At 31.1% G+C, this 25,301-nt stretch carries 13 protein-coding genes and 1 tRNA gene; 7 read left to right on the top strand and 7 right to left on the bottom strand.

Annotation, left to right across the window (positions count from 1 at the left end):
- Positions 1–2: 2 nt before the first annotated feature.
- The 3 genes from KO506_RS12685 to KO506_RS12675 all read left to right on the top strand — a co-directional run bounded on the left by KO506_RS12685 (position 3) and on the right by KO506_RS12675 (position 9,045).
- Positions 3–2,870, top strand: coding sequence for an EVE domain-containing protein (locus KO506_RS12685; protein WP_215995290.1), 2,868 nt, complete (start codon positions 3–5; stop codon positions 2,868–2,870).
- The gene (locus KO506_RS12680) at positions 2,871–4,112 is read left to right on the top strand and encodes an McrC family protein (RefSeq protein WP_215995289.1); all 1,242 of its coding nucleotides are present in this window, start codon (positions 2,871–2,873) and stop codon (positions 4,110–4,112) included.
- Between the two features lie 115 nt (positions 4,113–4,227).
- Positions 4,228–9,045: a RecQ family ATP-dependent DNA helicase gene (locus KO506_RS12675; protein WP_215995288.1), complete on the top strand. Its 4,818-nt coding sequence runs from the start codon at positions 4,228–4,230 to the stop codon at positions 9,043–9,045.
- Between the two features lie 61 nt (positions 9,046–9,106).
- On the opposite strand, the gene KO506_RS12670 is transcribed toward KO506_RS12675, so the two are convergent.
- Positions 9,107–9,880 (bottom strand): XRE family transcriptional regulator, encoded by a 774-nt coding sequence (locus KO506_RS12670; RefSeq protein WP_215995287.1) that lies wholly within the window; start codon positions 9,878–9,880, stop codon positions 9,107–9,109.
- Positions 9,881–9,932: 52 nt separating this feature from the next.
- On the opposite strand from KO506_RS12670, the gene dinB reads away from it, so the two are divergent.
- Both dinB and KO506_RS12660 read left to right on the top strand, forming a co-directional pair.
- On the top strand, positions 9,933–11,147 hold the full coding sequence (dinB, locus tag KO506_RS12665) for a DNA polymerase IV (protein ID WP_215995286.1): 1,215 nt from the start codon (positions 9,933–9,935) through the stop codon (positions 11,145–11,147).
- A 2-nt stretch (positions 11,148–11,149) separates the two neighbouring features.
- Positions 11,150–14,104 carry a DNA polymerase III subunit alpha gene (locus tag KO506_RS12660; RefSeq protein WP_215995285.1) on the top strand — a complete coding sequence of 985 codons (2,955 nt, stop codon included), beginning with the start codon at positions 11,150–11,152 and terminating at the stop codon, positions 14,102–14,104.
- 689 nt (positions 14,105–14,793) lie between these two features.
- Here KO506_RS12660 and KO506_RS12655 read toward each other — a convergent pair.
- Genes KO506_RS12655 through KO506_RS12645 form a run of 3 tightly spaced genes read right to left on the bottom strand, consistent with a single transcriptional unit; the run spans position 14,794 to position 21,096 of the window.
- Positions 14,794–16,590, bottom strand: coding sequence for a RagB/SusD family nutrient uptake outer membrane protein (locus KO506_RS12655; RefSeq protein WP_252726861.1), 1,797 nt, complete (start codon positions 16,588–16,590; stop codon positions 14,794–14,796).
- A 10-nt stretch (positions 16,591–16,600) separates the two neighbouring features.
- Complete coding sequence (locus tag KO506_RS12650; protein WP_215995284.1) at positions 16,601–19,831, bottom strand: SusC/RagA family TonB-linked outer membrane protein; 3,231 nt, start codon at positions 19,829–19,831, stop codon at positions 16,601–16,603.
- Between the two features lie 26 nt (positions 19,832–19,857).
- The gene (locus tag KO506_RS12645) at positions 19,858–21,096 is read right to left on the bottom strand and encodes an alkaline phosphatase family protein (protein ID WP_215995283.1); all 1,239 of its coding nucleotides are present in this window, start codon (positions 21,094–21,096) and stop codon (positions 19,858–19,860) included.
- 385 nt (positions 21,097–21,481) lie between these two features.
- Between KO506_RS12645 and KO506_RS12640 the strand changes: the two genes are divergently transcribed.
- On the top strand, positions 21,482–22,090 hold the full coding sequence (locus KO506_RS12640; RefSeq protein ID WP_215995282.1) for a TetR family transcriptional regulator: 609 nt from the start codon (positions 21,482–21,484) through the stop codon (positions 22,088–22,090).
- On the opposite strand, the gene KO506_RS12635 is transcribed toward KO506_RS12640, so the two are convergent.
- The gene (locus tag KO506_RS12635) at positions 22,051–22,320 is read right to left on the bottom strand and encodes a CBU_0592 family membrane protein (protein WP_215995281.1); all 270 of its coding nucleotides are present in this window, start codon (positions 22,318–22,320) and stop codon (positions 22,051–22,053) included. The two genes, KO506_RS12640 and KO506_RS12635, sit on opposite strands and share 40 nt — an antisense overlap.
- 413 nt (positions 22,321–22,733) lie before the next feature.
- Between KO506_RS12635 and KO506_RS12630 the strand changes: the two genes are divergently transcribed.
- Positions 22,734–23,321 (top strand): SOS response-associated peptidase, encoded by a 588-nt coding sequence (locus KO506_RS12630; RefSeq protein ID WP_215995280.1) that lies wholly within the window; start codon positions 22,734–22,736, stop codon positions 23,319–23,321.
- A 352-nt stretch (positions 23,322–23,673) separates the two neighbouring features.
- On the opposite strand, the gene KO506_RS12625 is transcribed toward KO506_RS12630, so the two are convergent.
- Together KO506_RS12625 and KO506_RS12620 are read right to left on the bottom strand one after the other, a co-directional pair.
- Positions 23,674–25,110 carry a tyrosine-type recombinase/integrase gene (locus tag KO506_RS12625; protein WP_215995279.1) on the bottom strand — a complete coding sequence of 479 codons (1,437 nt, stop codon included), beginning with the start codon at positions 25,108–25,110 and terminating at the stop codon, positions 23,674–23,676.
- Between the two features lie 85 nt (positions 25,111–25,195).
- Positions 25,196–25,269, bottom strand: a tRNA-Met gene (locus KO506_RS12620).
- Positions 25,270–25,301 lie beyond the last annotated feature (32 nt).

The following is a 25,301-nucleotide window of genomic DNA, read 5'->3' as shown; positions in this document are numbered from 1 at the left end:
CTATGCTATTCGAAAAAGTAACCAAAGAACATATATTACAAGGAATTAAAGATTTCGAAGAAAATGGCTTGCCAAATGGTTTTGGTCCTTCTTCAACATATGATTTAGTTTATAACGGTATACATTACCCTCCAAAGGCAATAATGGCATATGCTAATTTTTATGCAGAAGGAAGAACCATAAAACCTTATTTTAAAGGTGGTTTGAATACGGATTGTTTTAATGCATTCGAAAAACTTCAATTTAGTGTTATTAAAAAGCAGTTAACAGACCCTATATTTCAAATTCAAGTCTCTAAAACAGATAAAACTTCAGACGGCAATTTTTTAACAGCAAAATTGCAAATTGTAAAAGGTGGCTATCAATTATTAAAAGGATCTTATATTTATAAAGAACCCAAACCTAGTTTTTTAAAGCACTCTTATTATCAAATGAGAGTTAAATATGAAAAAGAAGACTATTTTGAAGACTCTGATTATAGTAAATATGTAATTCTAAAAAAAAGCATAACATTTAATAGACCATCACCAGCAGCGGTTATTACACTTAATAGAGCTGCTAATGGAAAGTATGAATGGAAATTAAAAGACGGTACTACCCTTGAAGAATTTGAAAACAAACAAGTAAAGCCTTTAAAACAGATTAATTACTGGATCTTTCAAGGAAATCCAGATATTTATAATATTACAAATGCCTTAAAGTATGGACACTTGAAAAGCTGGAAAGTTGCTGCACATAAAGACAAAATAAAAATTGGTGATCAAATAATATTGTGGCAAACCGGAAATCAATCAGGATGTTATGCGTTGGCAGAGGTTACTTCAGAAGTAGGTGTTTTAGAAGAAGAAAAAATTGAACAGCAATATTATCTCAATCCTAGCATTAGTGAGGCTGCAGTAAGAGTGAAAATTAAAATCACAAAAAACTTAGTAGAAAATCCTATTTTATGGAAAGATATAAAAGAGGATCCTAAATTTCTAAATTTTAAAGCAGGGAATCAAGGAACAAATTTTAGTGCTACTCAAAAAGAATTTGAGACTTTGTTAAATTGGAATCAAAACAATAATACTAAATATTGGTTGTATTCTCCAGGAGGAGGTGCTGATCATTGGGATGAATTCTATAATGGCAACATTATGGCTATTGGTTATGATAAACTAGGAGATTTAAGAACTTATAAATCTAAAGATGAAATACGTGATGCTTTAATTTCATTAAACGGTGGAGAAGGAAATCCTATGAACAAAGTAGTAGCGAATTATGATTTCCTGGAAAATATAAAAATTGGAGATATTATAATTGTTAAAAAAGGAATAAGTAAATTATTGGGGTATGGAGTAGTAACTTCAGATTATTTTTTTGATAGCAAAAGAGAAAGTTATAAAAGCTGTAGAAAAGTAGATTGGAAATTAAAAGGAGAATGGCATTCAGAGCATAAACTTGTTTTAAAAACGCTTACAGATGTTACTATTTATGATTCTGAATACAAAGGGTATGATAAATATTCTGATTATTTAATGGAATTAATGACAAGTGATAAAAAAGAAAAAATTGCAGAAAAAATAATAACCGATATGAAACCAACAAACCAAATTCTATACGGACCTCCAGGAACAGGGAAAACTTATTATTTAAAAGACCAATTATTTGATACATATACGCTTAGGGAAAACGCCATCACTAAAGAAAAGTTTTTTGAAGATAAAATAACGAATTTAACTTGGTGGCAAGTAATAGCAATTGCACTTATTGAAAATGGAACCTCAAAAGTAAATGACATTTTAGAGAATAGATGGTTAAAAACAAAAGCATCGTTATCAGAATCTAAAAATGTGAGAGCTACAATATGGGGAACATTACAAATGCACACGATAACTTCTTCAGAAAATGTAGCATATAAACAACGTCAAAATCCGTTAATTTTTGATAAGAATAATGATAAAATGTGGCAGTTACTTGAAGAAGAAACAAAAGAGCAAATTCCTGAAATATATGATATAATAGATGAGGTTAACAATTTTAAAAGCAATAATGAAACGGTTATAAAAAATTACGATTTCGTAACATTTCATCAATCCTTCTCATATGAAGATTTTATTGAAGGAATCAAACCTGTTTTTCCAGAAACAGAAGAAGAAACGAAAGATTTAGGATACACGATTGAAGATGGTGTTTTTAAAAAATTGTGTACAAAAGCTAAAAATGATTCTGAAAATAGATATGCTATTTTTATAGATGAAATTAATAGAGGGAATGTCTCTGCAATTTTTGGGGAGTTAATTACGCTTATAGAAATAGATAAACGAAGTGGCGCTAAGAATGAATTAAGTATAAAGTTGCCATATTCTAAAATAAATTTCAGTGTACCTTCTAACTTAGATATTTATGGTACCATGAACATAGCAGATAGATCTGTAGAAGCATTAGACACTGCATTAAGACGTCGTTTTGAGTTTAAAGAAATGATGCCAGATTATGCTGTTATAGAAAATGAAGAAGTAGATAATATTAAGCTATCTGAAGTTTTAAAAAAGATAAATGAACGTATCGAATTATTAATAGATAGAGACCATACAATCGGACATTCTTACTTTTTTAATGTGAATTCAGAAGAAAAACTAGTCAATGCTTTTAATAATAAAATAGTGCCCTTGTTACAAGAGTACTTTTATGGTGATTATGGTAAAATAGGATTGGTGTTAGGAAAAGGGTTTGTAGAAAAGAAAAAAAATGATGATATCAATTTTGCAGATTTCTCGTATGAAAATTCAAATGATTTTAAAGCACCTTCATACCTTCTAAAGCTAGTAAATGAAGGTAATGTAATTGATGCTGTTCTATCATTGTTAGGAAAAAAGCAAGCGGAATAATTGATAAGTAATAAGACAATATCGGTTTTTGAACACCAACGTTTATATGTTGGTGAGGAAGGTTTTAAGCAAGTACATTTAGATGCGCTATTAAAACTGAACGAATATCATGATGGTAATTATTTTGAACCTATTGCAAAAGGGATCAAATTTAATCAATATGTTGGTGTAATTCAGGTAGATGGTTTAACTATTGAGATTCACCCAAAAGCAGACAAAGAGGATGATGATAATAAATGGAAAGGTGTTTTATTAAAAATGTTACAAGCATGCGGAAAACTTAAAGCGGAATCTTCTGGGGCAGCACATGTTAAAAGACAGCACCTTAATTTACTAGAAGTTTATTTTGAATTGTACTTATTAGAAGTAGAAAGTTTGGTTAGAAAAGGTTTGATTAAAAACTATAGAAAGCAAACACAAAATACAAAAGCATTAAAAGGTAAATTAGAATTTGCAGGACATATTCGAAAAAACATCGTCCATAAAGAACGCTTTTATACTACGCATCAAGTGTACGATAGTAATCACTTTTTACATCAAGTATTACAAAAAGCATTAATTATTGTTACTCAGTTTACAAACGGAACGAGATTACAGGATTTAGCAAACAGAGTGCAGTTAAATTTTCCAGAAGTAGATCAAAAAACTATTACCGAAAAACAACTGAATGAAGTTCGGTTAAATAGAAAATCTGTTGGATATGCGAATGCTATAGAGTTAGCGAGGTTAATTATTTTAAATTATTCACCAGATATATCAAGCGGAAAAGAAAAGATGTTGTCTCTATTATTTGATATGAATGAATTATGGGAAACCTATGTTTTAAAACAATTACAAAAAGCTTGTTTAGGTACTGATATAAAAGTGTCAGGACAAGAATCTAAATCCTTCTGGGGAGGCAATAGTTTAAGACCAGATGTTGTATTACGCAAAGGTTCACAAACCTTCATAATCGATACAAAATGGAAAAGACCCAAAAACAATACAGCTTCAGTGAGCGATTTAAGACAAATGTATGCCTATTGTCGTTTTTGGGATGCTAAAAAAGCATTGTTATTGTATCCCGGAGATCCCCGAGAAAATAGTTTTAAATCGTATTTAACAGATGATTATGTTATAGATGAAGATGCTAATCATTCACAAATAGAGCATCAATGTAAAATGGGCTTTGTATCGGTTTTAGAGGGGGGAGAACTAGATGAAAATCTAGGGAATAAAGTGCTGTCATTAGTAGTTTTATAGAATATAATTCTGTGTGTAATTAAAAGGGACTTGAATAATTTTAGGTAAAATAAATTGCTTTTTTTAAAAGCAAATAATAAAGGATAAGTTAGTGCGTGTTTATTGAGTTTAAAACATGAGAAATAAAATTCTGTATATAGATATTGAAACGTCTCTACAAGGGAAGATCAATGATGTGGGTGCTGTTTTTAAAGGAGAGGAGCTTCATGGAAAACAATTGACCAAATTAGAGTCTTGGATAAAGCAAGCAGAGTATATTTGTGGTCATAACATTGTAGCACACGACATTGCATTATTAAAGTTGTCTTTGGGAGACGATATTTTTAAGACTAAAAAAATAGTAGACACATTACTATGGTCCCCAATACTCTTTAGCAATACTCCTTATCATAAATTAGTAAAAGGATACAAAATTGTAAACGATAGTGATTATAATAATCCTTTGTCAGATTGTAAACTCACAAAACAATTATTAATAGATGAGTTAAATAGATTCTCAGAATTAGAATCAAACATACAACAGGTATATGCTTGTTTATTTTCTAATTTAAAGGACTATGCTGGATTCTTAGAGTTAATCAATTTTAAGACAACAAATATTGAAATTAAGATAGAGCTAAAAAAATGCTTTGAAAATAAAATCTGTACAAATTTAAAGATAGAAAATCTTATAAAGAATTATCCCGTAGAGTTAGCATATGCATACGCACTAATAAATACGGTAGAAGATAAATCAGTACTAGCTTATTGGATTAGCAAAACTTACCCAAAAACGCAACAAATAGTAAATCATTTAAGATTTAAAAATTGTGAAGACACAAATTGTAAATATTGTAGTTCAAACCTAAACCCTAAAAAAGCCTTACAAACTTATTTTGGTTATAAAGATTTTAGAAGCTTCGACCAAGAGGAGGTAATAAGTTTACAAGAAAAAACAGTAAGAGCAGGACTAAGTGAAAAATCATTTGTTGCCGTGTTTCCTACAGGTGGTGGTAAATCACTTACGTTTCAATTACCAGCCTTAATGAAAGGTGCTTTATCGCGTCAACTAACTGTAATAATTTCTCCATTAGTGTCTTTAATGAAAGATCAAGTAGAAAATCTTGAAAAACGTTTCGACATTACCAAAGCTGCTGCCATCAATGGTTTATTATCTCCATTAGAAAGACAAGAAGCGATTGAACGTGTAGAAAAAGGAGATATTCAGTTACTCTATTTATCTCCAGAATCGTTAAGGTCTCAAACCATCTTAAGAATTTTAAAACAACGTTCCGTAGCTCGATTTGTGATAGATGAGGCACATTGTTTTTCTTCTTGGGGACAAGATTTTAGAGTGGATTATTTATACATTGCTCAATTTATCAAAAGTTTAGAAGAAGAATTGATGGGTAGAAGAATACCTGTTTCTTGTTTTACAGCAACGGCAAAACCACAGGTAATAACAGATATCAAAGAATATTTTAAAACAAAACTAGAGATTGATTTAGACGAGTATGTAACCAGAGCAAGCAGAACAAATCTTAGATACGAAGTAGTCGATATCAATGATGCGGAACGCAAAATGGGCGCATTATTAAAGTTACTAGACCGTTGTGAAAAACCAGCAATTATTTATGCTTCTAGAACCAAAAAAGTAGAAGAAATTCATGGTTTAGTGGAAAGTGCAGGATTTAATGCATCTTATTTTCATGGAAGGTTAGATAAAGATCTAAAGAAAGAGTACATGGATGCCTTTATGAACAATAAAAAAGACATCATAGTGGCAACTTCCGCTTTTGGAATGGGGGTAGATAAAGATGATGTAAAATCAGTTATCCATTATAATATATCAGATTCTCTCGAAAATTACGTGCAAGAAGCGGGTAGGGCAGGTCGTGACGAAAACATTCAAGCTAAATGTTACATTCTTTTTAGTGAAGGAGATTTAAATAAACATTTTAGTTTATTACAACAGACCAAAATAAATCAAAAAGAAATTCAACAAATATGGCAAGGACTTAAGTTTTTGTCTAAAAACAGAAAGAACAATAAAATAAGTAATTCTGCTTTAGAAATTGCTCAAAAAGCAGGTTGGGATACCGAAATACATGAGCTTGAAACTAAAGTAAAAACATCAATTGCAGCCTTAGAAGATCAAGGGTTTTTAAAGCGTAAGCAAAATTCTTCAAGTGTGTTTGCAGATAGTTTAATGGTACCAAACTTAAATAAGGCACTTCAAAAAATACATAAACAAACATCACTAACAGAAGAGCAAGTATTAAATTGCTCCCGAGTATTACAACGTATCGTAAAAGACAAAGAATGCAGAATTGATTATTTAGCCGATACCACAGGGTTAACACTTTATATAATTAGAGATGTAATTGATATATTAAGAGATTTAAAAATCTTAGGAGATTCAAAAGATTTAACGGCTTTTATAAATGTAACACAATCAGCAAATAGTTCTAAAAACGTAATGGCTCGTTACAGTAAAATTGAATCAGCATTACAAAAGTTCTTAACAACAAGCATTAAAATATCAATGCGACAATTAAACCAAAATTTAATGGATTTTGGAGTTGTGAATTCTTCAATAGACGCCCTTAAAAACATTTTAAATTATTGGGAGATAAGAAACTTTATCACTAAAAAACGAATTGATAGGGAAAATGATTTATATCAAATTAAAATCAATAAAAGTAAGGAGTTAAAAGAGGATCTATTGTGGAGACATGAGCTTGCAGTAGACGTGTACCAGCTACTTGAAAAATTTCAAATAAAGCAAAAAGAAAAACAAGTAGGTACAGATAAGAAAGACCTTCCAGTTTCTTTTTCAATGTTAGAATTAAAAAATTCGAACCAGTTATTGGGGCATTTAAAAGAAGAAAATCTAAAGCGATATGAAAAAACATTACTTTATTTAAATCAGATAAAGGCTATAAAATTAGAAGGAGGGTTTATGGTGTCTTACAATAGGTTAAATCTCGAAGAGATTAATGCATCTATCCCTAGATTTACCTTAGAGAATTTTAAAAAAATGGAGGATCATTACATCCATAAAACGGAACAGATTCATATTGTAGGAGAATATGCAAAACGTAGAATTCAAAATTACGAAGCGGCTCTTACCTATGTAAATGATTATTTCAGCTTACCTTATGAAGAGTTTTTGGCAAAATATTTTCCAAGACGTAAATCAGAAATTAGAACACCTTTAACTCCTAATCGATTGAAAGAAATTATAGGAGATTTAGATACAAATCAAACTAAAATTGTCAATGATGGTAAATCAGATAATATTTTAGTGTTAGCAGGACCGGGAAGTGGTAAAACCAAAGTATTGGTGCATAAAATAGCAAGTTTATTACTTTTAGAAGATATCAAGCCAGAACAGTTTTTAATGCTTACATTTTCTAAAGCTGCTTCTTTAGAGTTTAGAGCAAGAACAAGAAAATTAGTACCAGAATATTCAGGATTAATTAAAATCACCACCTTTCATGGCTTCTGTTTTCAGATAATGGGGCAATTAGGAGATCTAGCAAAGTCTAAAAATGTAATACAAGATTGTTTAAACGCCATCGAAAATGAGGATATAGACATCTCATCAATTATAAATAAAAGTGTGTTGCTTTTAGATGAATTTCAAGATGTAAATCAAGCGGAATGGAAACTCATTCAAACCATTATACAAAAATCTGGAAATATAAGAGTAATTGCAGTGGGAGATGATGATCAAAATATTTATGAATTTAGAGGTTCATCAAATAAGTATATGCTTGAGTTTAAAGAAAAGTATAAAGCCACAGAATATTCATTAATTAAAAACTACAGATCTACTGCTAATATTGTGGCATTCAATAATGAGGTGTTAGATAAAATTCCAAATAGATTAAAGCGAGAAGTATTAGAACCAGCAAAAGTAGAAATAGAGCGGCCAATTCAATTAATTAGATATCAAAGTTCGTATTTAGAAAAATCTTTGACAGATTTCTTAATAAAGGATAACCATGTGGGTACAAGGGCTATTCTTGTAAGAACAAACAAGCAAGCTTTAATGCTAAGTACATTACTTAAAAATGTGGGGCAAAAAACAAGATTAATCACAGATTTAGAGGGTTTTAGGTTGTCTGATTTGATGGAAATAAGGACATTTACGGATAAACTAAAACAAAACAAAAATGATGCGGGTATCATCTTTAATAATTTTTGGGAAGAGGCAAAAATATACTTTAAAAACAGTCATAAAAACAGTATTCATTACCAAACATGTTTAGAGATTATCTTAAAATTTGAAAGAAACTATGAAAAGAAAAAACAATTAATAGATTGGTATGAGTACATTAATGAAATAAAAATGGAAGATGCCATCAATGCAGATGCAAATGCAATCATCATTGCAACAATCCATAAATCAAAAGGTAAAGAATTTGATCATGTATATCTATTATTAGAAAATTATGAATTTAATAACTCTGAATCAAAACGTGTATTGTATGTAGGATGTTCAAGGGCAAAAAAATCCTTACAAATACATTGTAATTCAAGTTTTTTCGATCATTTTAAAACAGAAAAATTAGAAATCATTCCGTTCAAAGGCAAGACCACACAACCTAATTATTTTGAGATTATTTTAGATCATAAAGAAATTAATTTAGGTTCACAAAAATATAGAGCAACCATAAATAGGGTAAACCATTTAAAAACAGGAGATCTGCTAAATAAAGATTTGACACAATTTTCTAATGGTTCTGTTTTAGGTTTAGCAAATCCAACATTAGGTAATGTATTGTTGTTTTCTAGAGCTTTTATAGAAAAAAAATACAACATTTTTTTAAAAGATGGATATCAATTGACGAATGGTAATGTAGAATACCTATTGTTTTGGTACGATATCAAAGAAAAAAAGGAATACAAAATAGTACTTCCAAAATTACAGTTTAAGAAAAACTAAAAACTGTACGATTCGACTAATTTCAAATCCATAAACAAAATCTACAAAGAATAACTTTTACCTAAAGCACAGACTTCTTCAATGCCTCCAATTCCACACCTAAATCAGTAAACATTGTAATAATACTACTCAATTTCAATTCATGTTCCTCATATTCTTGAGTGTTGATACTACAAGTAAATTTCCACAATTCCAAAACCTCAGAAACAGGTACATGGTAAGGTTGGTAAGTCGGATTATCAGGTTTCAATAAAAAAGAATCATTTTCTTCAATCTCATTATAAAGCCTTTTATACGTCATACCATCATCTTTGGTCACCACAATATAAGAAACCCCACTTTTCGCATTTTTAATATCCTCAACAAATTCAGCAACCAAATAAGAACCATCTTTCATAGGCAACATAGAATCCCCTTTAATAGGGAAAGCGCGATGTTTTCCAGTAGGTAAAAAAGGCAATTTAATTTTTTCCAATTGCTCAATATACTCAGGATCATCATAGCCTAATAGATAACCTGCAGAAGCTTTTGCAGGTACAATTTCAATCAAGTTTTCATTGTCCTGGTCTACAGTAATCGGAAACAAAACACGTTGGTTACCAACTTCAATAAAAGAAACATCTTTCGCTTTGGTCAAATCATTTTTAATAATAATGTCAATCGGAATACTAAAATAGTTCGAAAAATCAATTAAAAAATCAATAGTTGGCGAAGAACGATTCTCTTCATAAGAACTAATACGAGATCGGGTAACATGCAATTCTTCGGCCAAAGACTCCTGTGTTAATTTTTTAAGAGTTCTTAAATGTTTGATGTTTTTCGATAAAATATTCATAATGCTACAATATTGAGCAACAAATGTATGGTTTTGTAGCTAATTTTACAACGTGAAAAAACATATTTTACATCTCGATTTAGATACCTTCTTTGTTTCTTGCGAACGACTCATAGACAGCAGGTTGAAAAAAAAACCTCTATTAGTGGGCGGTACAGGAGACAGAGGTGTGGTGGCAGCATGCAGTTACGAAACCAGAAGGTTTGGGGTACATTCTGGCATGGCTATGAAAATAGCCAAAAGATTGTGTCCAGAAGCAACAATCATTAGAGGCAATACTGGAATTTACTCCAAATATTCAAATCTAGTCACAGAAATTATCAAAGAAAGTGTACCCGTATTCGAAAAAGCAAGTATAGACGAATTTTATGCAGACCTATCTGGTATGGATGCTTTTTTTGGAAGCTATAAATATGCTTCAGAATTAAGACAACGTATCATCAAAGAAAGTGGACTGCCAATTTCTTTTGGCTTATCACAAAATAAAATTGTTTCTAAAGTGGCTACTGGTGAAGCCAAACCTAACAACCAATTACTCATTAATAGGGGGTTTGAAAAATCCTTTTTGGGGCCTTTGTCCATTCGTAAAATTCCATCAGTAGGTGAAAAAACCTATAAAATCTTAAGAAATTTAGGGGTAGACAAAGTAAAAGTAGTACAAGAAATGCCACTAGAAATGATGATGAGTGTTTTGGGTGCAAACGGAAAAACGATTTGGAAACGTGCAAACGGAATTGACAATGCTCCAATCATCGCTTTTCATCAGAGAAAATCCTTATCAACAGAAAGAACTTTTTCAAAAGATACCATAGACATCAAAAAACTAAAAGAAACCATTTTTGCAATGGCAGAAAATCTAGCCTATCAATTAAGAAAAGGGGATAAGTTAGCAGCAACCATCAGTGTGAAAATTAGATATTCAGATTTTAACACCTATAGCAAACAAGTAAAAATTCCATACACTAGTGCAGATCATATCATCATACCAACAGTATTAGAATTGTTTCAAAAGCTCTATCAAAGGCGTTTATTAATTAGGTTGGTAGGGGTTCGGTTTACAGATTTGGTAAGTGGTAATTATCAAATAAATCTTTTTGATGACACAGAACAAATGCTCAATTTATACAATGCCATGGATACGGTTAGAAACAAATATGGCGAAAAGAGTATTATGAGAGCAGCAGCTATGGGAGCAAAATCAATCGGTAGATTTAACAATCCTTTTAACGGAGAACCACCATTAATATTAGCACATAGAAAACAATAGTGATGTATCTAAATTGTCATACATATTATTCTTTAAGGTACGGTACGTTTTCAGAAGTAGAATTGCTACAATTGGCAGTAGAAAATGGCGTACAAGCAGTAGCGTTAACCGATATCAACAATACCTCTGCATGTATGAATTTTGTACAACAGGCACACAAAACAAATATAAAACCAGTGCTAGGTGTAGATTTTAGAAATGGCAATTCCCAACAGTTTGTGGCACTCGCAAAAAACAATCAAGGTTTTCAAAATATCAACACCTATTTATCTAAATTTTTAGAAGCTAAAACAGCCATTCCAAATCAACCGCTAGAGCTTGATGAGGTATTTATCATCTATCCTTTTGAAAAAGTGTTAGAGCTAAATTTAACTGTTTTTAAATCAAATGAATTTATTGGGGTTTCCATAGCTGAGGTCAACAAACTACGGTTTTCTTATCTAAGAAGTTACCAAGATAAAATTGTCATGCAACAGCAAGTAACCATCAGAAATAAAAAGGACTTCAATGCACACCGATTATTAAGAGCAATAGATAACAACACTTTATTGAGCAAGTTGGATACAACAGAGCAATGTTTAGAAACAGATAAAATGCACAATGTTGTAGAGCTAGAAAATCATTTTAAAGAGTTTCCTAATGCCATTGCAAATACCAAGAATTTGTTGCAGCAATGCAATATTGACTTCGGTTTTGGTAAAGAACGTAAAAATCAAAACCTGCAGGTGTACACCAATAGTTTTCAAGAAGATTGTAACATGCTTTTAAATTTATGCAAAAACAAGTTACACAAACGCTATAAAAACCCAACAGAAGAAGTACATAAAAGGTTACAAAAAGAATTAAAGGTAATTATCGATTTAAAATTTGTTTCTTTTTTTCTGATCAATTATGATATTATTCAACATGCAAATAGCAACAATTTCTTTCATGTGGGTAGAGGTAGTGGCGCAAACAGTATTGTAGCTTATATTTTAGGAATTACAGATGTAGATCCTATCGAATTAGATTTGTATTTCGAAAGATTTATCAATCCGTTTAGAGCTTCGCCTCCTGATTTTGATATTGATTTTTCTTGGAAAGATAGAGACATCATGACGCAATATATTTTCAAGCGATTTAAAAATGTAGCCTTATTAGCAACCTATGTAACGTTTAAATACAAAGCAGTTGTAAGAGAATTAGGAAAAGTATTTGGCTTACCCAAAGAAGAAATAGACAAATTAAGCAAAGGACCTGCAGCAGAACAATTAGACGAGATGTCTAAGTTGGTTTTAAAATATGGCAAATTAATAGAAGGATTTCCAAATTATGTAAGTGTGCATTCGGCAGGTGTGTTAATCTTAAACAAACCCATTCATTACTATTCAGCCACGCATTTACCACCCAAAAATTTTCCTACAGTACAATTCGATATGAATATTGCAGATGATGTAGGTATTTTTAAATTCGATATTCTAGGTCAAAGGGGATTAGCAAAAATTAAAGAGGCATTAGAAATCATAAAAGAAAACAATCCTACACATCCACCAATAGATATTACAGAGGTAGCTGCTTTTAAAAAGGACAAAAACATTAATAACCTTTTAAAATCAGGGGGTGCTATTGGGGCTTATTATGTAGAGTCTCCTGCAATGCGTGGTTTAATGCAAAAATTGCAAACCCAAGATTATTTAGGTTTAGTGGCAGCAAGTTCAATCATAAGGCCAGGGGTTTCCAGTTCTGGGATGAAAGAGGAGTTTATCAAAAGACATCGTTTCCCAGAAAAACGAAAAGAAGCAAATCCAATTTTATTAAAAATAATGCCAGAAACTTACGGAGTGATGGTGTATCAAGAAGATGTCATGAAAGTGGCCAATCAGTTTGCAGATTTAACTTTAGGAGAAGCAGATGTATTAAGAAGAGGGATGAGTGGCAAATACCGTTCACTCAAAGAATTTCAAGCGGTAGAAGAAAAATTTATTGCAAACTGTAGAAAAAAAGGACATAAAGACGAGTTGATTTTTAAAGTATGGAATCAAATTAAAAGTTTTGCTGGTTATGCTTTTGCAAAAGGACATTCGGCTTCTTATGCCGTAGAAAGCTATCAAAGTTTATTCTTAAAATGCTATTATCCCATCGAGTTTATGACAGCGGTGCTAAATAATGGTGGTGGATTTTATTCAGCAGAGCATTATATACATGAAGCTAAAATGTGTGGTGCTAAAGTAGAGTTGCCTTGTATCAATAGAAGCGATCACGCAAATAGAGTAAAAGGAAAAACCATTTATTTAGGCTTTGGGTATTTAAAAAGTTTAGAGCAATTAGTAATTCAACGCATCTTAAATCAAAGACAATTGTATGGTTTATTTAGTTCTTTAGAGAACTTTTTAGAGCGGGTAAACATCTCTATAGAGCAATTAACAATCTTAGTGCGTATAGATGCATTTCGATTTACCAAGAAGCCTAAAACAAACCTATTATGGCAAGCAACCTTTCGTTTAAACGCATCTAAAAACAAAAAAAATCAGCAAGCAGAATTATTTAAAATACAGCAAAGAACATACAAAATACCACAGTTGCATTCCAATCAGATTGAAAATTTTTATGACGAAATAGAGTTGTTAGGTTTTACAATTCAGAATTACTTTTCATTAGTAATAGAACAATTTCACACAAACATCAAAGCAAAAGAAATGCATTTACATACGAATAAGAACGTTCTTTTATACGGACAATTAGTAACCACACGTTACAACAAAACAGCACAAGGTAAATTAATGCGATTAAGTACTTTTATAGATGCAGAAGGCAATTATTTTGATGCAGTCCATTTTACAAATGTAGTACACCAATACCCAATCAACGGAATGGGAATTTATGCTTGTTATGGCAAAATAACAGATCGTTTTGGCTTTTGTAGCATGAATATCATACAATCAAAAAAAATGAGCATCGCCACAGATCCAAGAAGTTAAAAAAGATAAATTATATTATTTAATTAGTTTTTATAATATCTAGCTGTCATTGCGAACGAAACGATAGGGAAGTGAAGCAATCTTTGTAAAAAAAATATAATATCCCATTTCGTCTTTACGAGGAAGATAGGACGTGGTAAGCTGTTATTGAAACTTTCCTAAATAGCCTTGTCTAAAGCATAAAGCAAAAGTAAATTATAACTCCCAAAACGACATACTTTTCATTTTCGTAGAAATTCAAATTGTATGTAACGGTATGCGCCCAAAGAACGCAGTGGTCTGGGTGCGTGAGTGGAAGACAATATAGAATTCAAGAAAATTAAAATAAGTCTAGATTTTTTTGTTACTTTTTTCATCAATGGAAAAAAGTAAAGATTAAAAAAATCGCAACTATAATTTTAAAACAGAGTTGAACTAGATTCAGTATTCATCAATGGAAAAAAACAATGAGTAAAAAAATAGGTAAGATAAAAACCTCTAACCAAACTCTAATACCCTCTCAAATGTCACCTTGAGCTCAGTCGAAAGGTCTTATAAATGAAAAAGAACAAGGGTGAAAAAGATACCTAAGTCCTAGTGTCAGGTCTAAACCTTAAAGTGTATCAAAAAAAAAGACTCTATACTTTACAGCTCATTTAAAATGAACAAATAAGTATAGAGTCTAGTATTCTAATTAAATAAACAATTAATTACCAACCAAACACCTGTTCTAAATTAGGGTTAAGTATGGTTTCCGAAGCCGGTATTGGCCTATAATAGTCTCTTGGTTCTGTAAAAACACCACGTTCTGGATTTGCTACAATGTTACCACTAGTACCATTACTCAAATATACATTTACACTAATATTACCTACATTACCAACTTTATAATACACTAATTCTACTCCCAGACTGTTCGTTTCTTTTGGGTTTGGTATAGCATCAGATTCTGCTAAAAGTACAATATCTTCAATTCCATCTCCAGTAAGATCATGTTTTCCTAATCCTGAAAAATACATTCCTTTAGGTTCTTTTTCCATTAATTTACCAGCAGCCCAACGATTTAGGTCATCTAAACGACGTCCTTCTAAAGCCATTTCTACTCTGCGCTCTCTTCTAATTTCTAAAAGAATTGGACTAGTTACATTTGGATATTTTGCAGATTGTACTGGGTCTACACTTACATTTAATAATAAATTTGGCATTCCTGCTCGTTTTCTTAATTCATTAATAGATATGTCTAAATCTCCTTGAGTTAAATTACCTAATTCAGCTTTTGCTTCTGCGTAATTTAAAAGCACTTCTGCATATCTTAATACAGGAATATCTACAGCAGCGCGTACCGCGTAAGAAGGGTCATTAATAAAGCCTTTAATTTGATGATATCCAGTAAAATTCTTTTTAAGTTCTTGTACATAATTGGTATTACCTGGGCTATAGGTAGAAGTATAATACAATTGCCAACCAGGAAAAGCATAAGTTTGTGATAAGCGAGCATCACGATTTGTAAACTCTTCTACAAAAGAAAGTGTGTTTACGTTGCTCTTAGAGCTAAAATACGATCCATCACTCATTAAATAAGCTTCTACTAAATCTTTTGCAGGTCCTGATTCATAACTACCAAATAAATATTGTGGATCTGCGCCATCTTTAATATCAGTTTCAAAAGTATTAGAAAAAATAATTTCTGGATTAGAAGTTAAATCCTGACTTTCGAAAAGCATATGGTAATCTTGAGAAGGGTTACCAGTATTGTAGATAGAATAAGCATCACTGTCTATAATTTCTTTAGAAACGTTTTCTGCAAGTTGCAAATAAGTGTTGCTTGTAGAAGTTAAACCTAATTCGTAGTGATATTTTCTAAAGGTACCTTCGTGTAAAGCATTTCTACTATAATAAGCAGCAACTACCCATTTATTTACAGTTCCTATATTAACACTTTCTTTTACATTGTTTAAAGCAAACTGATAATCTTCAAAAATATGATTGATGACAACTTCTCTAGAATCACTTGGTTTGTACAAATCTTCATCAGAAGTACCTAAAACATAATCATACCATGGTACATTTGAGTATCTTTTTACTTTTTCCATATAAAAATTAGCTCTAAAAAAACGAGCAATTCCTATATAGTGATTACGAACATCTTCGGTAACTTCTGCTTTATCTACATGTTCTAAAAAGAAATTGATATTTCTTAAATCACTCCAAACCCAACCACTGGTAATGTTGGTAGCGTTTGCTTCGGTTGTCATAATCGTTTTTATTTCACGGTTACCAGTGGTGTTCATATTATCTGTAGCTTCATCAGCCGTATAAATACCATTTCCAGGAAAGTTGTACATACTGTAAACGTATGTTATTAAATCGTCTTCAGTATTAAAAAAGTTTTCTGCTCCAATTTCTGTTTCAGGAAATTTTTCTAAATAGTCATCATTACATGCAGCTAGGCACAAAATACCAAATAACAGTAATGCTTTTTTAAAATATTTTTTTATGTCTTTCATTTTTTTTTTTTTAAAAACTAACATTGATACCCAATGCATATTTACGTTGATAAGGGTATTGATATCCACTTGTTTCTGTACGTCCAGGGCTATAACCAGGGTTTAATCGATTATCGATATCCGAAATAGATTCAGGATCAAAAAAGTCAGCCACTTCAGACCATTCAAAAAGATTATCACCACTAAAATAAATTCTAAGAGAAGAAATCCCGATTCGATTAGTAAACGTGTTAGGTAAAGTATAACCAAAGGTGATATTCTTTAATCTAAGATAAGCACCGCTTAATAAATATTTAGATTGTGGTATTGCTAAACCTTTTGCTTGGTCTATACGTTCTCCTAAATTTCGGTCAGCTAACCAGGCTTGCGCTACTGGGTAATTGGCATCTGTATTTGCATGAGCCAAACCTGCATCTATATACGCTTGTGAATGCTGTGCCATAAGTTCTGGAGAATCATCTGTAGCTCTATAATAGTCATTTAAGTGAGCATAACCACCAGCATAAGGTTGTTGATAAAAGCCCCAGTATAAGTAATCTTTTGGATAGTAATCTCTTTTGCCAACACCTTGTAGAAATAGGCCAAGATCAAAATTATTCCAATCTAAATTTAAGTTAAAACCAAGACGAAATCTTGGCATCATATTACCAATTACACTAGCGTCTTTAGGATCGTCTGCACTAGTACCTAATTCTATAACACCATTACCATCTAAATCTTTATATTTTGGCCAACCTTCTACAATGGTTAATGCACCCCAAGGTATTAATGAGGTTTGGTCTAAGGCGTCTATTTCATCCTGAGATTCAAAAAGACCATCAGAAGTTAGTCCCCAGATTTCACCAAGTTCCATACCTTCTCTAAATTGTGTAAGACTATTATTAGGGTTATCAAAACTTGTAATATAAGAACGGCTATCACTTAAAATAAATCGGGCACTTACTCCCAAAGGTTTTTCAGATCCAAAACTATTTTGATATGCAATAGAAAGTTCCCAACCATTGGTTTTTAAATTTGCTGCATTTTCTAACGGCTCATTAGCACCAATTACGCCAGGTAACTCTTTACCTAAAGTTAGCATATCTTTAGTGTCTCTTCTATAAATATCGAAAGTAGCTTTAATTTGATTGTTTAAAAATCCAAGATCTACACCAAAGTTACGAGTGGTTACTTTCTCCCAAGTATAATTATCAGAAACCAATGATGGTGAATTGATCATTAACGGTAATTCACCATTTACGATATAACCACCATTAGTAGCAGACATAAAAGGAATATAATCAAATGGATTTACATCTTGGTTTCCTAAAGTACCATAAGAACCTCTGAATTTTAAAAGACTAAGTGTAGGGCTTACTTTATCCATAAAGCTTTCTTTAGAGATATTCCATGCTGCAGAAACTGAAGGGAAAAATCCAAATCTTTTGTCTTTAGGAAATTTAGAAGAACCATCATAACGTCCGTTTAATTCTAAGATATAACGATTTTTGTAGATATAATTGGCTCTGTAAAACAAACCTCTAACAGCCCAACTGTAAATACTTTGAGAAGCTTCAATATTTCCTGTAGCCAATTGAATGGTTGGTAATGAAGCAGAAATTACACCATCTCTATTTAAATAAGTATATTCATTTCTTAGATCTTCTTGATTGTATCCTCCTAAAAGGGTAATATCATGATTATCATTTATGGTTTTGGTAAAAGTTCCAAAAACATTTAATACACTATATTTTCTTTCTCCAAATCCTTTCCAAACTTGGTTTACACCTTCTTCTCTAATATCGTTTTCTGCAAACCCAATTTTATACTTGGTATAATTAGCATCATAATTTTGGTTTTCTTGTTCATAAGTAAACTCTGCATTAATTTTAAAAACATCTTTTACCAACCAAGCTTGGGCTGTAAAATTAGTTCTAAAAGTACTGGTTACGTCTTTTTCATCACCTCCATCAACTAATTGAGCAGCCATTCTACCTACACCTGTATTTGCCCAAGTTCCATCAGGATTTTCGTTGTACTCATAAGTATTAAAATTATAAATACTTGTAATATCAAAATAAGATGGATTTTTACGAGTACCCATAATAAATGAGGTATTATTACCAAAGCTTAACCAATCATTTATAGATGTATTTAATTTGGCTCTTAAACCAGTTCTTGTAAAATAATCTTCGGCTAATTGTAAGGCTCCATTATCTTTATTGGTAGAAGCTGAAACAAAATAGTTTAGTTTTTCATTTCCTCCGCTAATACTAAAATTGTGATTTGATGAAAAAGTAGTGTTTGATAAAAAGTATTCAGACCAATCTTTATTTCCCATATATTCCCACATGCCAGTTGTGCTATTTGCTCTTACACCTACAGTTTCGTTAGGATTGTTGCTTCGTTCTTTTGCCCATTGCCATTGGTCGTCTGTAAAGAATTGATTATCCCAAGGCGTGTTACCAGAAAAGGTTTTTTGCAAACGCATGTATATATATGGATCGCTAGTTTTTTGAGGTAAAACAGTGGGTGTACCTACACTCATATAATTATTATAAGTGATTTTAGTTTTACCCTTAGAGCCATTTCTGGTGGTTACCAATACTACACCAAACGCAGCTCTAGACCCATATATAGCAGAAGAGGCAGCATCTTTAAGTACAGATATATTTTCGATATCTTCTGGTGCAATTTGATTTAAGTAAGAAACATCCGAAGGAATATTATCGATAAGAATTAAAGGTTCACCACCATTAATAGAGGTAAAACCACGCACATTTATTTTTGGATTAGATCCTGGAGCTCCATTTGTAAAATCAATATTAAGACCAGGTGAAACTCCTTGCATACCTTGAGTAATGTTGCTTACAGGTCGTGTAGACAATTGTGCTACAGAAACTGAATTTACAGCTCCTGATAAATTGATTTTCTTTTGTTTACCAAACCCAACAATAACAACTTCGTCTAAAGACTGTAAATCTTCTTGGAGTGTAATGTTGATTATATCTCGATTACCAATAAGAATCGTTTGGGTAACAAAACCTAAATAACTAAATTTAAGTTCCTGTGTTGCTTCAGCATTAATTTCATATTTACCGTCAAAATCTGTAATAACTCCTGTTAATGTACCTAGTACAGTAACAGAAACACCTGGTATAGGTTCGTTAGCATTATCAGTAACACGTCCAGAAATTCGTTGCTGCGAAAATCCGAAGGAGCTAATGATTAAGAATAACAATAATAATTGATGTTTTTTCATAATTAGGTTATAGTTGTTTTAGTAATTTATTTGTTGATCCAGTAATTTAAAGTGGTGGTTTTGGTTTCTAGAACTACCTTATAAAAGTTTGATTCAATACCTTTTATAGCAGTTTTGTAACTTTCTTTTGCTAGTTCTACTTCTCCCAAATAAGTATAAGAATCTGTCCCTTTAGTAGCAGCTAAATTGGTAGTACTGATATAAATTTTGGCTTTTTCTTGTTGGTTTTCTAAGGCTTTCCAAGTAACAGAAATGGTGTCTTTTTTAATTTTTGCACTAAGGTTTACAGCAGATATAGGTTTCAATAACGAAACACCATCAAGTTCTCTTTTAATGTTTTTAGGTACGTTTATCTCTAAAAAATCTGTGATTGTTGGGTAAATATCTACAATAGCAGGAGTTTCATTTTTAAAATAAGAATTGGTGTTATTTTTATTGGTAAGAATCCAAGTGCTGCGTTCTCTTGCACTTTGACCTCCATGATGTTTACCGTCTTTAGCACTTCTACCATGGTCTGTGGTTACAACAAATAGCCAATCTTCATTAGTGTTTTTTTGACGTTGAGCAACTGCATCATAAATTTGTCCTATTAAACCATCCTCAAAAGTAACTGCTGCATTAAAATAAGGTCCATCTCCATATCCATGGCCAATATCATCTGAATATTCAAGGTAAACCCAAGAAATATCTGGCGCTTTTTCTAAAATAGTTTTAGAAGCTTCTTTTGCCACATGAACATCGATCAACTTCATAAAGTTTCTATACTTATCATGAGGATAATTGATAGAATCGTATTCTAAACCATCATAAGAATAATCTACTCTTATACGATCTGTTGCGTCAAGACCATCGCCCACTAATTTTGTTCTATTATCTAACCAAGAAGAAAAAACACCAATAGTGCCTTTTGGGTTATAATCTTTATACAATCTAAAAATACTTGGATAGCTATAATTTGGTTTTTTTATTGAGTTGCCATATACATTATGTTTATTGGCCCAAGTACCTGTTAGCAAACTATTGTAACCTACTGCAGAAATTGTTGGTGTTTTTCTATAGTCTTCAGCAATGCCCCCAACATAAGCTTCTGTTAGGTTACCTGCCTTACTAATACGATCTATATTAGGTGTTGAAGCAGTTTGTAATTGATCGTATGAAATACCATCAACAATAATAAAAACCACCTTTTTGGAGCGGTTTGAGTCAGGATTTTGAGCGAATAAAATAAACGGAAATAGTAAAAAAGTGTAGTAAAGTAGTTTCATGATCTATATTTTTACGGTAAATGTAATGCAGTAAAATATAGATTGACCAACTGTTCAATTAATAAATATTTAACTAAACTTTAAGGGTTTGTTACCAGATTTTTAGAAGTGTGAATAAACTGTTACTAAGGATAATTTCTATGAGGTAGCATCAATAATAAACATGAATAAAGACATTAAATTATAGTTAATAATTAATAGGAGTAATGATGTTTTTATGGCAAATTGATACTAATATTAATTAAAGAGGTAAAAAATAAATTGAACACTTATTCAATTAAAAAAATGATAATTTAAGTTTAAGTAAAAGTTAAGTGATTTTTTTAGTTTAAATTCGATAAAATTATTCTTTAAGAATACCTATTTTCGTTTCATAATTGCAAACATGGGAAGAATTAATTTAACCAATCAGAGACAGAAAGAAATAACTATAGCTTTTTACGAAGTAGCTAAAAAAGTAGGCCTAGAAAATGCATCCATAGCAAAAGTGGCAGATAAAATGGGTATTAGTAAAGGCTTAATTATGCATTACTTTGCTACTAAAGAGAGCTTAATATTTGCACTTTATGAGCAGATTTTAGAGCGCTATTTAAACTTTGTGGTTGCCGAAAAGTATTTAAATATTAGCACCAAAAAGGAATTGGTAGCATACATTAGCTCTTTGTTTTCTAGAGAATGGAATCTATATATAGATGATGGAGTTTTTTATAGCTTTTATGCTTTAATTTATCAAAATGATCAAGTAAGTGCACTTTATAGCGAATTTTTAAAAACATTAAGAAACGGAATTGCTACTATTTTACAGAATTGTAAAGAAAAAGACATCATTTATAATTCGGATGTAGTACTAACTTCAAATATTTTATATGCAATGATTGATGGTGCTTATTTTCAATTAGGAGCGCATATAAATAATAAGGAAACTTATGATAAAGAAGCAGAGTTGTTTATAAATCACGCTTTAGGTTTGCTAGATTTTGCTGATTTGGATTGATTTATTTTTAATTTAATTGTGGTAAAAAGTGCTATAATTCCCCATACAGCATTTACCGTGAATGAGGGATAGTCCTTTATACCCAAAGCATTACATACCAAACAAATTGCACCAAAAGCATTTAGCCAATGATAAGTAGTTTTTTTGGCACTTAATACCTCAAGACTTAATAATAAATAAGCCACAATAAAAATTACAACGCCAAGCCAGCCAACAATTGTGTAAAACATTTTTTTTGCTAAATATAAAGGCTATTTTTATAATTTACTAATTTTTTTAAAAACATAAATAGAGAGTTTTCCGTTGCATTGGTTTTTAAGGGTATGGTTCTAAATTAAAATATAAATTCGTAAAAAGTTATAGAACCAGCAGACGTGTATTATATAAACAAAGAATCTGTAAAAACAATGTCTGTTCAAGTATTAAGGTAAAATAAAATATATTTATTTTTTTTAAGCTAACAAGCGCAGTCTATTTCATTTCTTGTAGGAATTGAAAATAATTTAGACCGCTTAAAGTTATAGTTAAGATTCTTAGTTAAACTAGAATCAGGAATCAAAACCAAATATAATTAAATAAAAAATCAGTAATTTTAAAGAGTAATAGACGAAGTAATTATAGCTTAAATTTTATTCAACAACACATGTGTTACCACACCAAACAAAATAAAACAATAAAGGAAGTAGAACAAAAATTCAAAGCGAAATTTGTAGAGGGTGTAGTTGCCAAACCAAGCAATCATATCAACGGCTTCAATTACCCTAAAACACCAATAATTACGAATGCAGATCCAAGTCACATACTAATATATAATTGGGGATTAGTTCCAGATTGGGCAGGAGTAAATTGGCAAAAAAATTACACCTTAAATGCGCGAATGGAAACCGTTAATGAAAAACCAGCTTTTAAGCAATACACCGAAAACAGATGTATTGTAATCGTCAATGGTTTCTATGAATGGCAGCATCGAGGTAAAGAAAAGATAAAATTTGAAATAGGATTTAACAACCAATTATTTGCTTTTGCAGGATTATATACAAACAATACCTATACAATCATAACTACGGAAGCAAAAGGAGTAATGCGAGAAATTCACAATACAAAATTAAGAATGCCATTTAGTTTAAAAACAGAAAGCGATATGCAACGTTGGTTAAATAATGAAGAAGTAGCTCCTCAATATAATTTCACTACGACCCAATTAGATTTTACACAACCAACTTTATTCTAAGAAACCCTAATAAAAGGGTAAGTAGTTCTTATAAACTCCCCACAACACAAAATCCAGTTTATTTTAAAAACACGTTTATTATTTTCAGTAGTATTTTTAAAAAAAGCCTCTGTCTTTTGTGTTGTTCCGCTCTCCAATACAAGTTTAGCGTTTTAATATTCTAGAGGTACTTACATTTTAAAACTTGTATTTTGGAAAACTCAAACACAACTATAAAAAGCAATCTTTGCTATTATTTTCATAAAACACAAAACTCCTTAAAGCTAAGTTAAATAATATAACGATAGTTTAAGATAGAATGATATATTTCTCAACTGGTATGAGGTCATAGATATTTTTTATTATCCGTATTTTACCTAAATAATTTAGAGTAATCTTCTGGTAGCTCAGCATCAATTTCTCGTAAATATTTTTCTAAAGAACTCATTGAGCTATGACCAGTAATTAGCATTAAATTACTTTTCGCTTCAAAAGGAGAGTTCTTTTCTCGTAATTTTCTATACAGTTTTGAAATAAATGTATGTCTAAAGCTATATACTCCATAATCTTGACTTAATTTAAAATGGTCTTTTACAACGCTTCTAAAGCGTTTAGAAAAATGATCTCTTCTATTGGTTTCATTGGCATTCCAGAATCCACCTATTTTATCAGGAGTAAATAAATAGGATTCTTTATCTAACTTGGATAAATCTGGTAACTCAATAAATAGAATATTAGGAATGATTTTGGTTTTTAAAGGACTGTTTTTTGCTTTGAATTGAACAGTCTTACTTTGTAAGTTTATGTCTTTAATTCTCAATCTACAAACTTCAATGGGTCTTATAAACCCATAGGAAACAAATTTTATGAACAGTAATAAAATTTGATCTTCTTTTTCTAAATACTTAAATATATTTTGTTGTTCTTTTAATGTATAAGTCTTGTTACGCTCAGGTTTGGTTTTTAAAACAGGAATCGAGTGAATATAGTTTTCATCAATTAATTCGTTATTTTTTAATACTTGAAAGATGCTCCCTAATTCTGTTCTATAATTGTTGCGGTTTCTTGCACTAGTTTTTAAAACAATTTCATTGAAGTAGTCTAATAAATCTTTTCTAGAAATTTTCCTTATATTTTTTTTGGTAGGATGGTTTTCTTTCATCCAAGCAACAAATAATTTTACTTTTCTTCTATAATCTTTGATTGTACTTGTACTCACTGCTTTTTCCTTTAAGCTTAAAGCAAGATCAAAAGCTTTTGTAAAAGACATATCCTCTTGTTTTTTGTGGGATGTGCTTTGTTGTTCTTTAGAAATCACTGTTTTTGTTCTTTTTAAATCCTTTTTTGTTGATTTACTATTTGTAGATATTTTGATCAATGATGAAGTAGGTGCGTTTTCACTTATAGCTTCTTTAATAGTGGTCTTTATAGTATTATTAATTTCGGATAAAAGAATTTTTTCTTTTTTTTGGTTTTCTTTCTTTTTTTTAAGAGTAGGTTTTTTCAATTCCTGATAAAATTGGCTATTGTCTGTAAAGGGGTTGAACCCTTTTTTTAATAATATCAACAAATGTTTTTTGTAATAGGATAATATGCTTATTCTATCTTCTTTGGTTTTGTATTGGTTTACTCGTCCATATAGATTTGTCATACGTTCCAATTTTCCCGTTTTCGGATTTCGATAAGAATAATAAACATACCAACGCTTTGATAGATCTCCTTTTGCGATGTAAATTTTGGGTGTAGAAAATAGGGGTAAAATTTGTGAATCGTGTTCCAAATCGTGTTCCAAATCGTGTTCATTTTTCACTTTTAGGGTAATGTACTCGTAAATTGAAGGCATAAAAAAACAGTTTAGAGATCTAAACTGTTGTTTTTAAATGATTTAAAATTTGTAGCGAAAACGGGATTTGAACCCGTGACCTCAGGGTTATGAATCCTGCGCTCTAACCAACTGAGCTACCTCGCCATTTATATTTGAGGGTGCAAATATAATAGATT

The organism is Polaribacter vadi (assembly GCF_018861005.1).
Classification (GTDB): Bacteria; Bacteroidota; Bacteroidia; order Flavobacteriales; family Flavobacteriaceae; genus Polaribacter; species Polaribacter vadi_A.
Note: the sequence above shows the minus strand (reverse complement) of the source record. Positions and strands in the feature narration are given on the sequence as shown.

Excerpts from the sequence above, each read along its gene's own strand:
- KO506_RS12685 (WP_215995290.1), top strand. The coding sequence starts at position 3 with ATGCTATTCGAAAAAGTAACCAAAGAACATATATTACAAGGAATTAAA.
- KO506_RS12675 (WP_215995288.1), top strand. The coding sequence starts at position 4,228 with ATGAGAAATAAAATTCTGTATATAGATATTGAAACGTCTCTACAAGGG.
- KO506_RS12670 (WP_215995287.1), bottom strand. The coding sequence starts at position 9,880 with ATGAATATTTTATCGAAAAACATCAAACATTTAAGAACTCTTAAAAAA.
- KO506_RS12660 (WP_215995285.1), top strand. The coding sequence starts at position 11,150 with ATGTATCTAAATTGTCATACATATTATTCTTTAAGGTACGGTACGTTT.
- KO506_RS12655 (WP_252726861.1), bottom strand. The coding sequence starts at position 16,590 with ATGAAAGACATAAAAAAATATTTTAAAAAAGCATTACTGTTATTTGGT.
- KO506_RS12650 (WP_215995284.1), bottom strand. The coding sequence starts at position 19,831 with ATGAAAAAACATCAATTATTATTGTTATTCTTAATCATTAGCTCCTTC.
- KO506_RS12645 (WP_215995283.1), bottom strand. The coding sequence starts at position 21,096 with ATGAAACTACTTTACTACACTTTTTTACTATTTCCGTTTATTTTATTC.
- KO506_RS12640 (WP_215995282.1), top strand. The coding sequence starts at position 21,482 with ATGGGAAGAATTAATTTAACCAATCAGAGACAGAAAGAAATAACTATA.
- KO506_RS12635 (WP_215995281.1), bottom strand. The coding sequence starts at position 22,320 with ATGTTTTACACAATTGTTGGCTGGCTTGGCGTTGTAATTTTTATTGTG.
- KO506_RS12630 (WP_215995280.1), top strand. The coding sequence starts at position 22,734 with ATGTGTTACCACACCAAACAAAATAAAACAATAAAGGAAGTAGAACAA.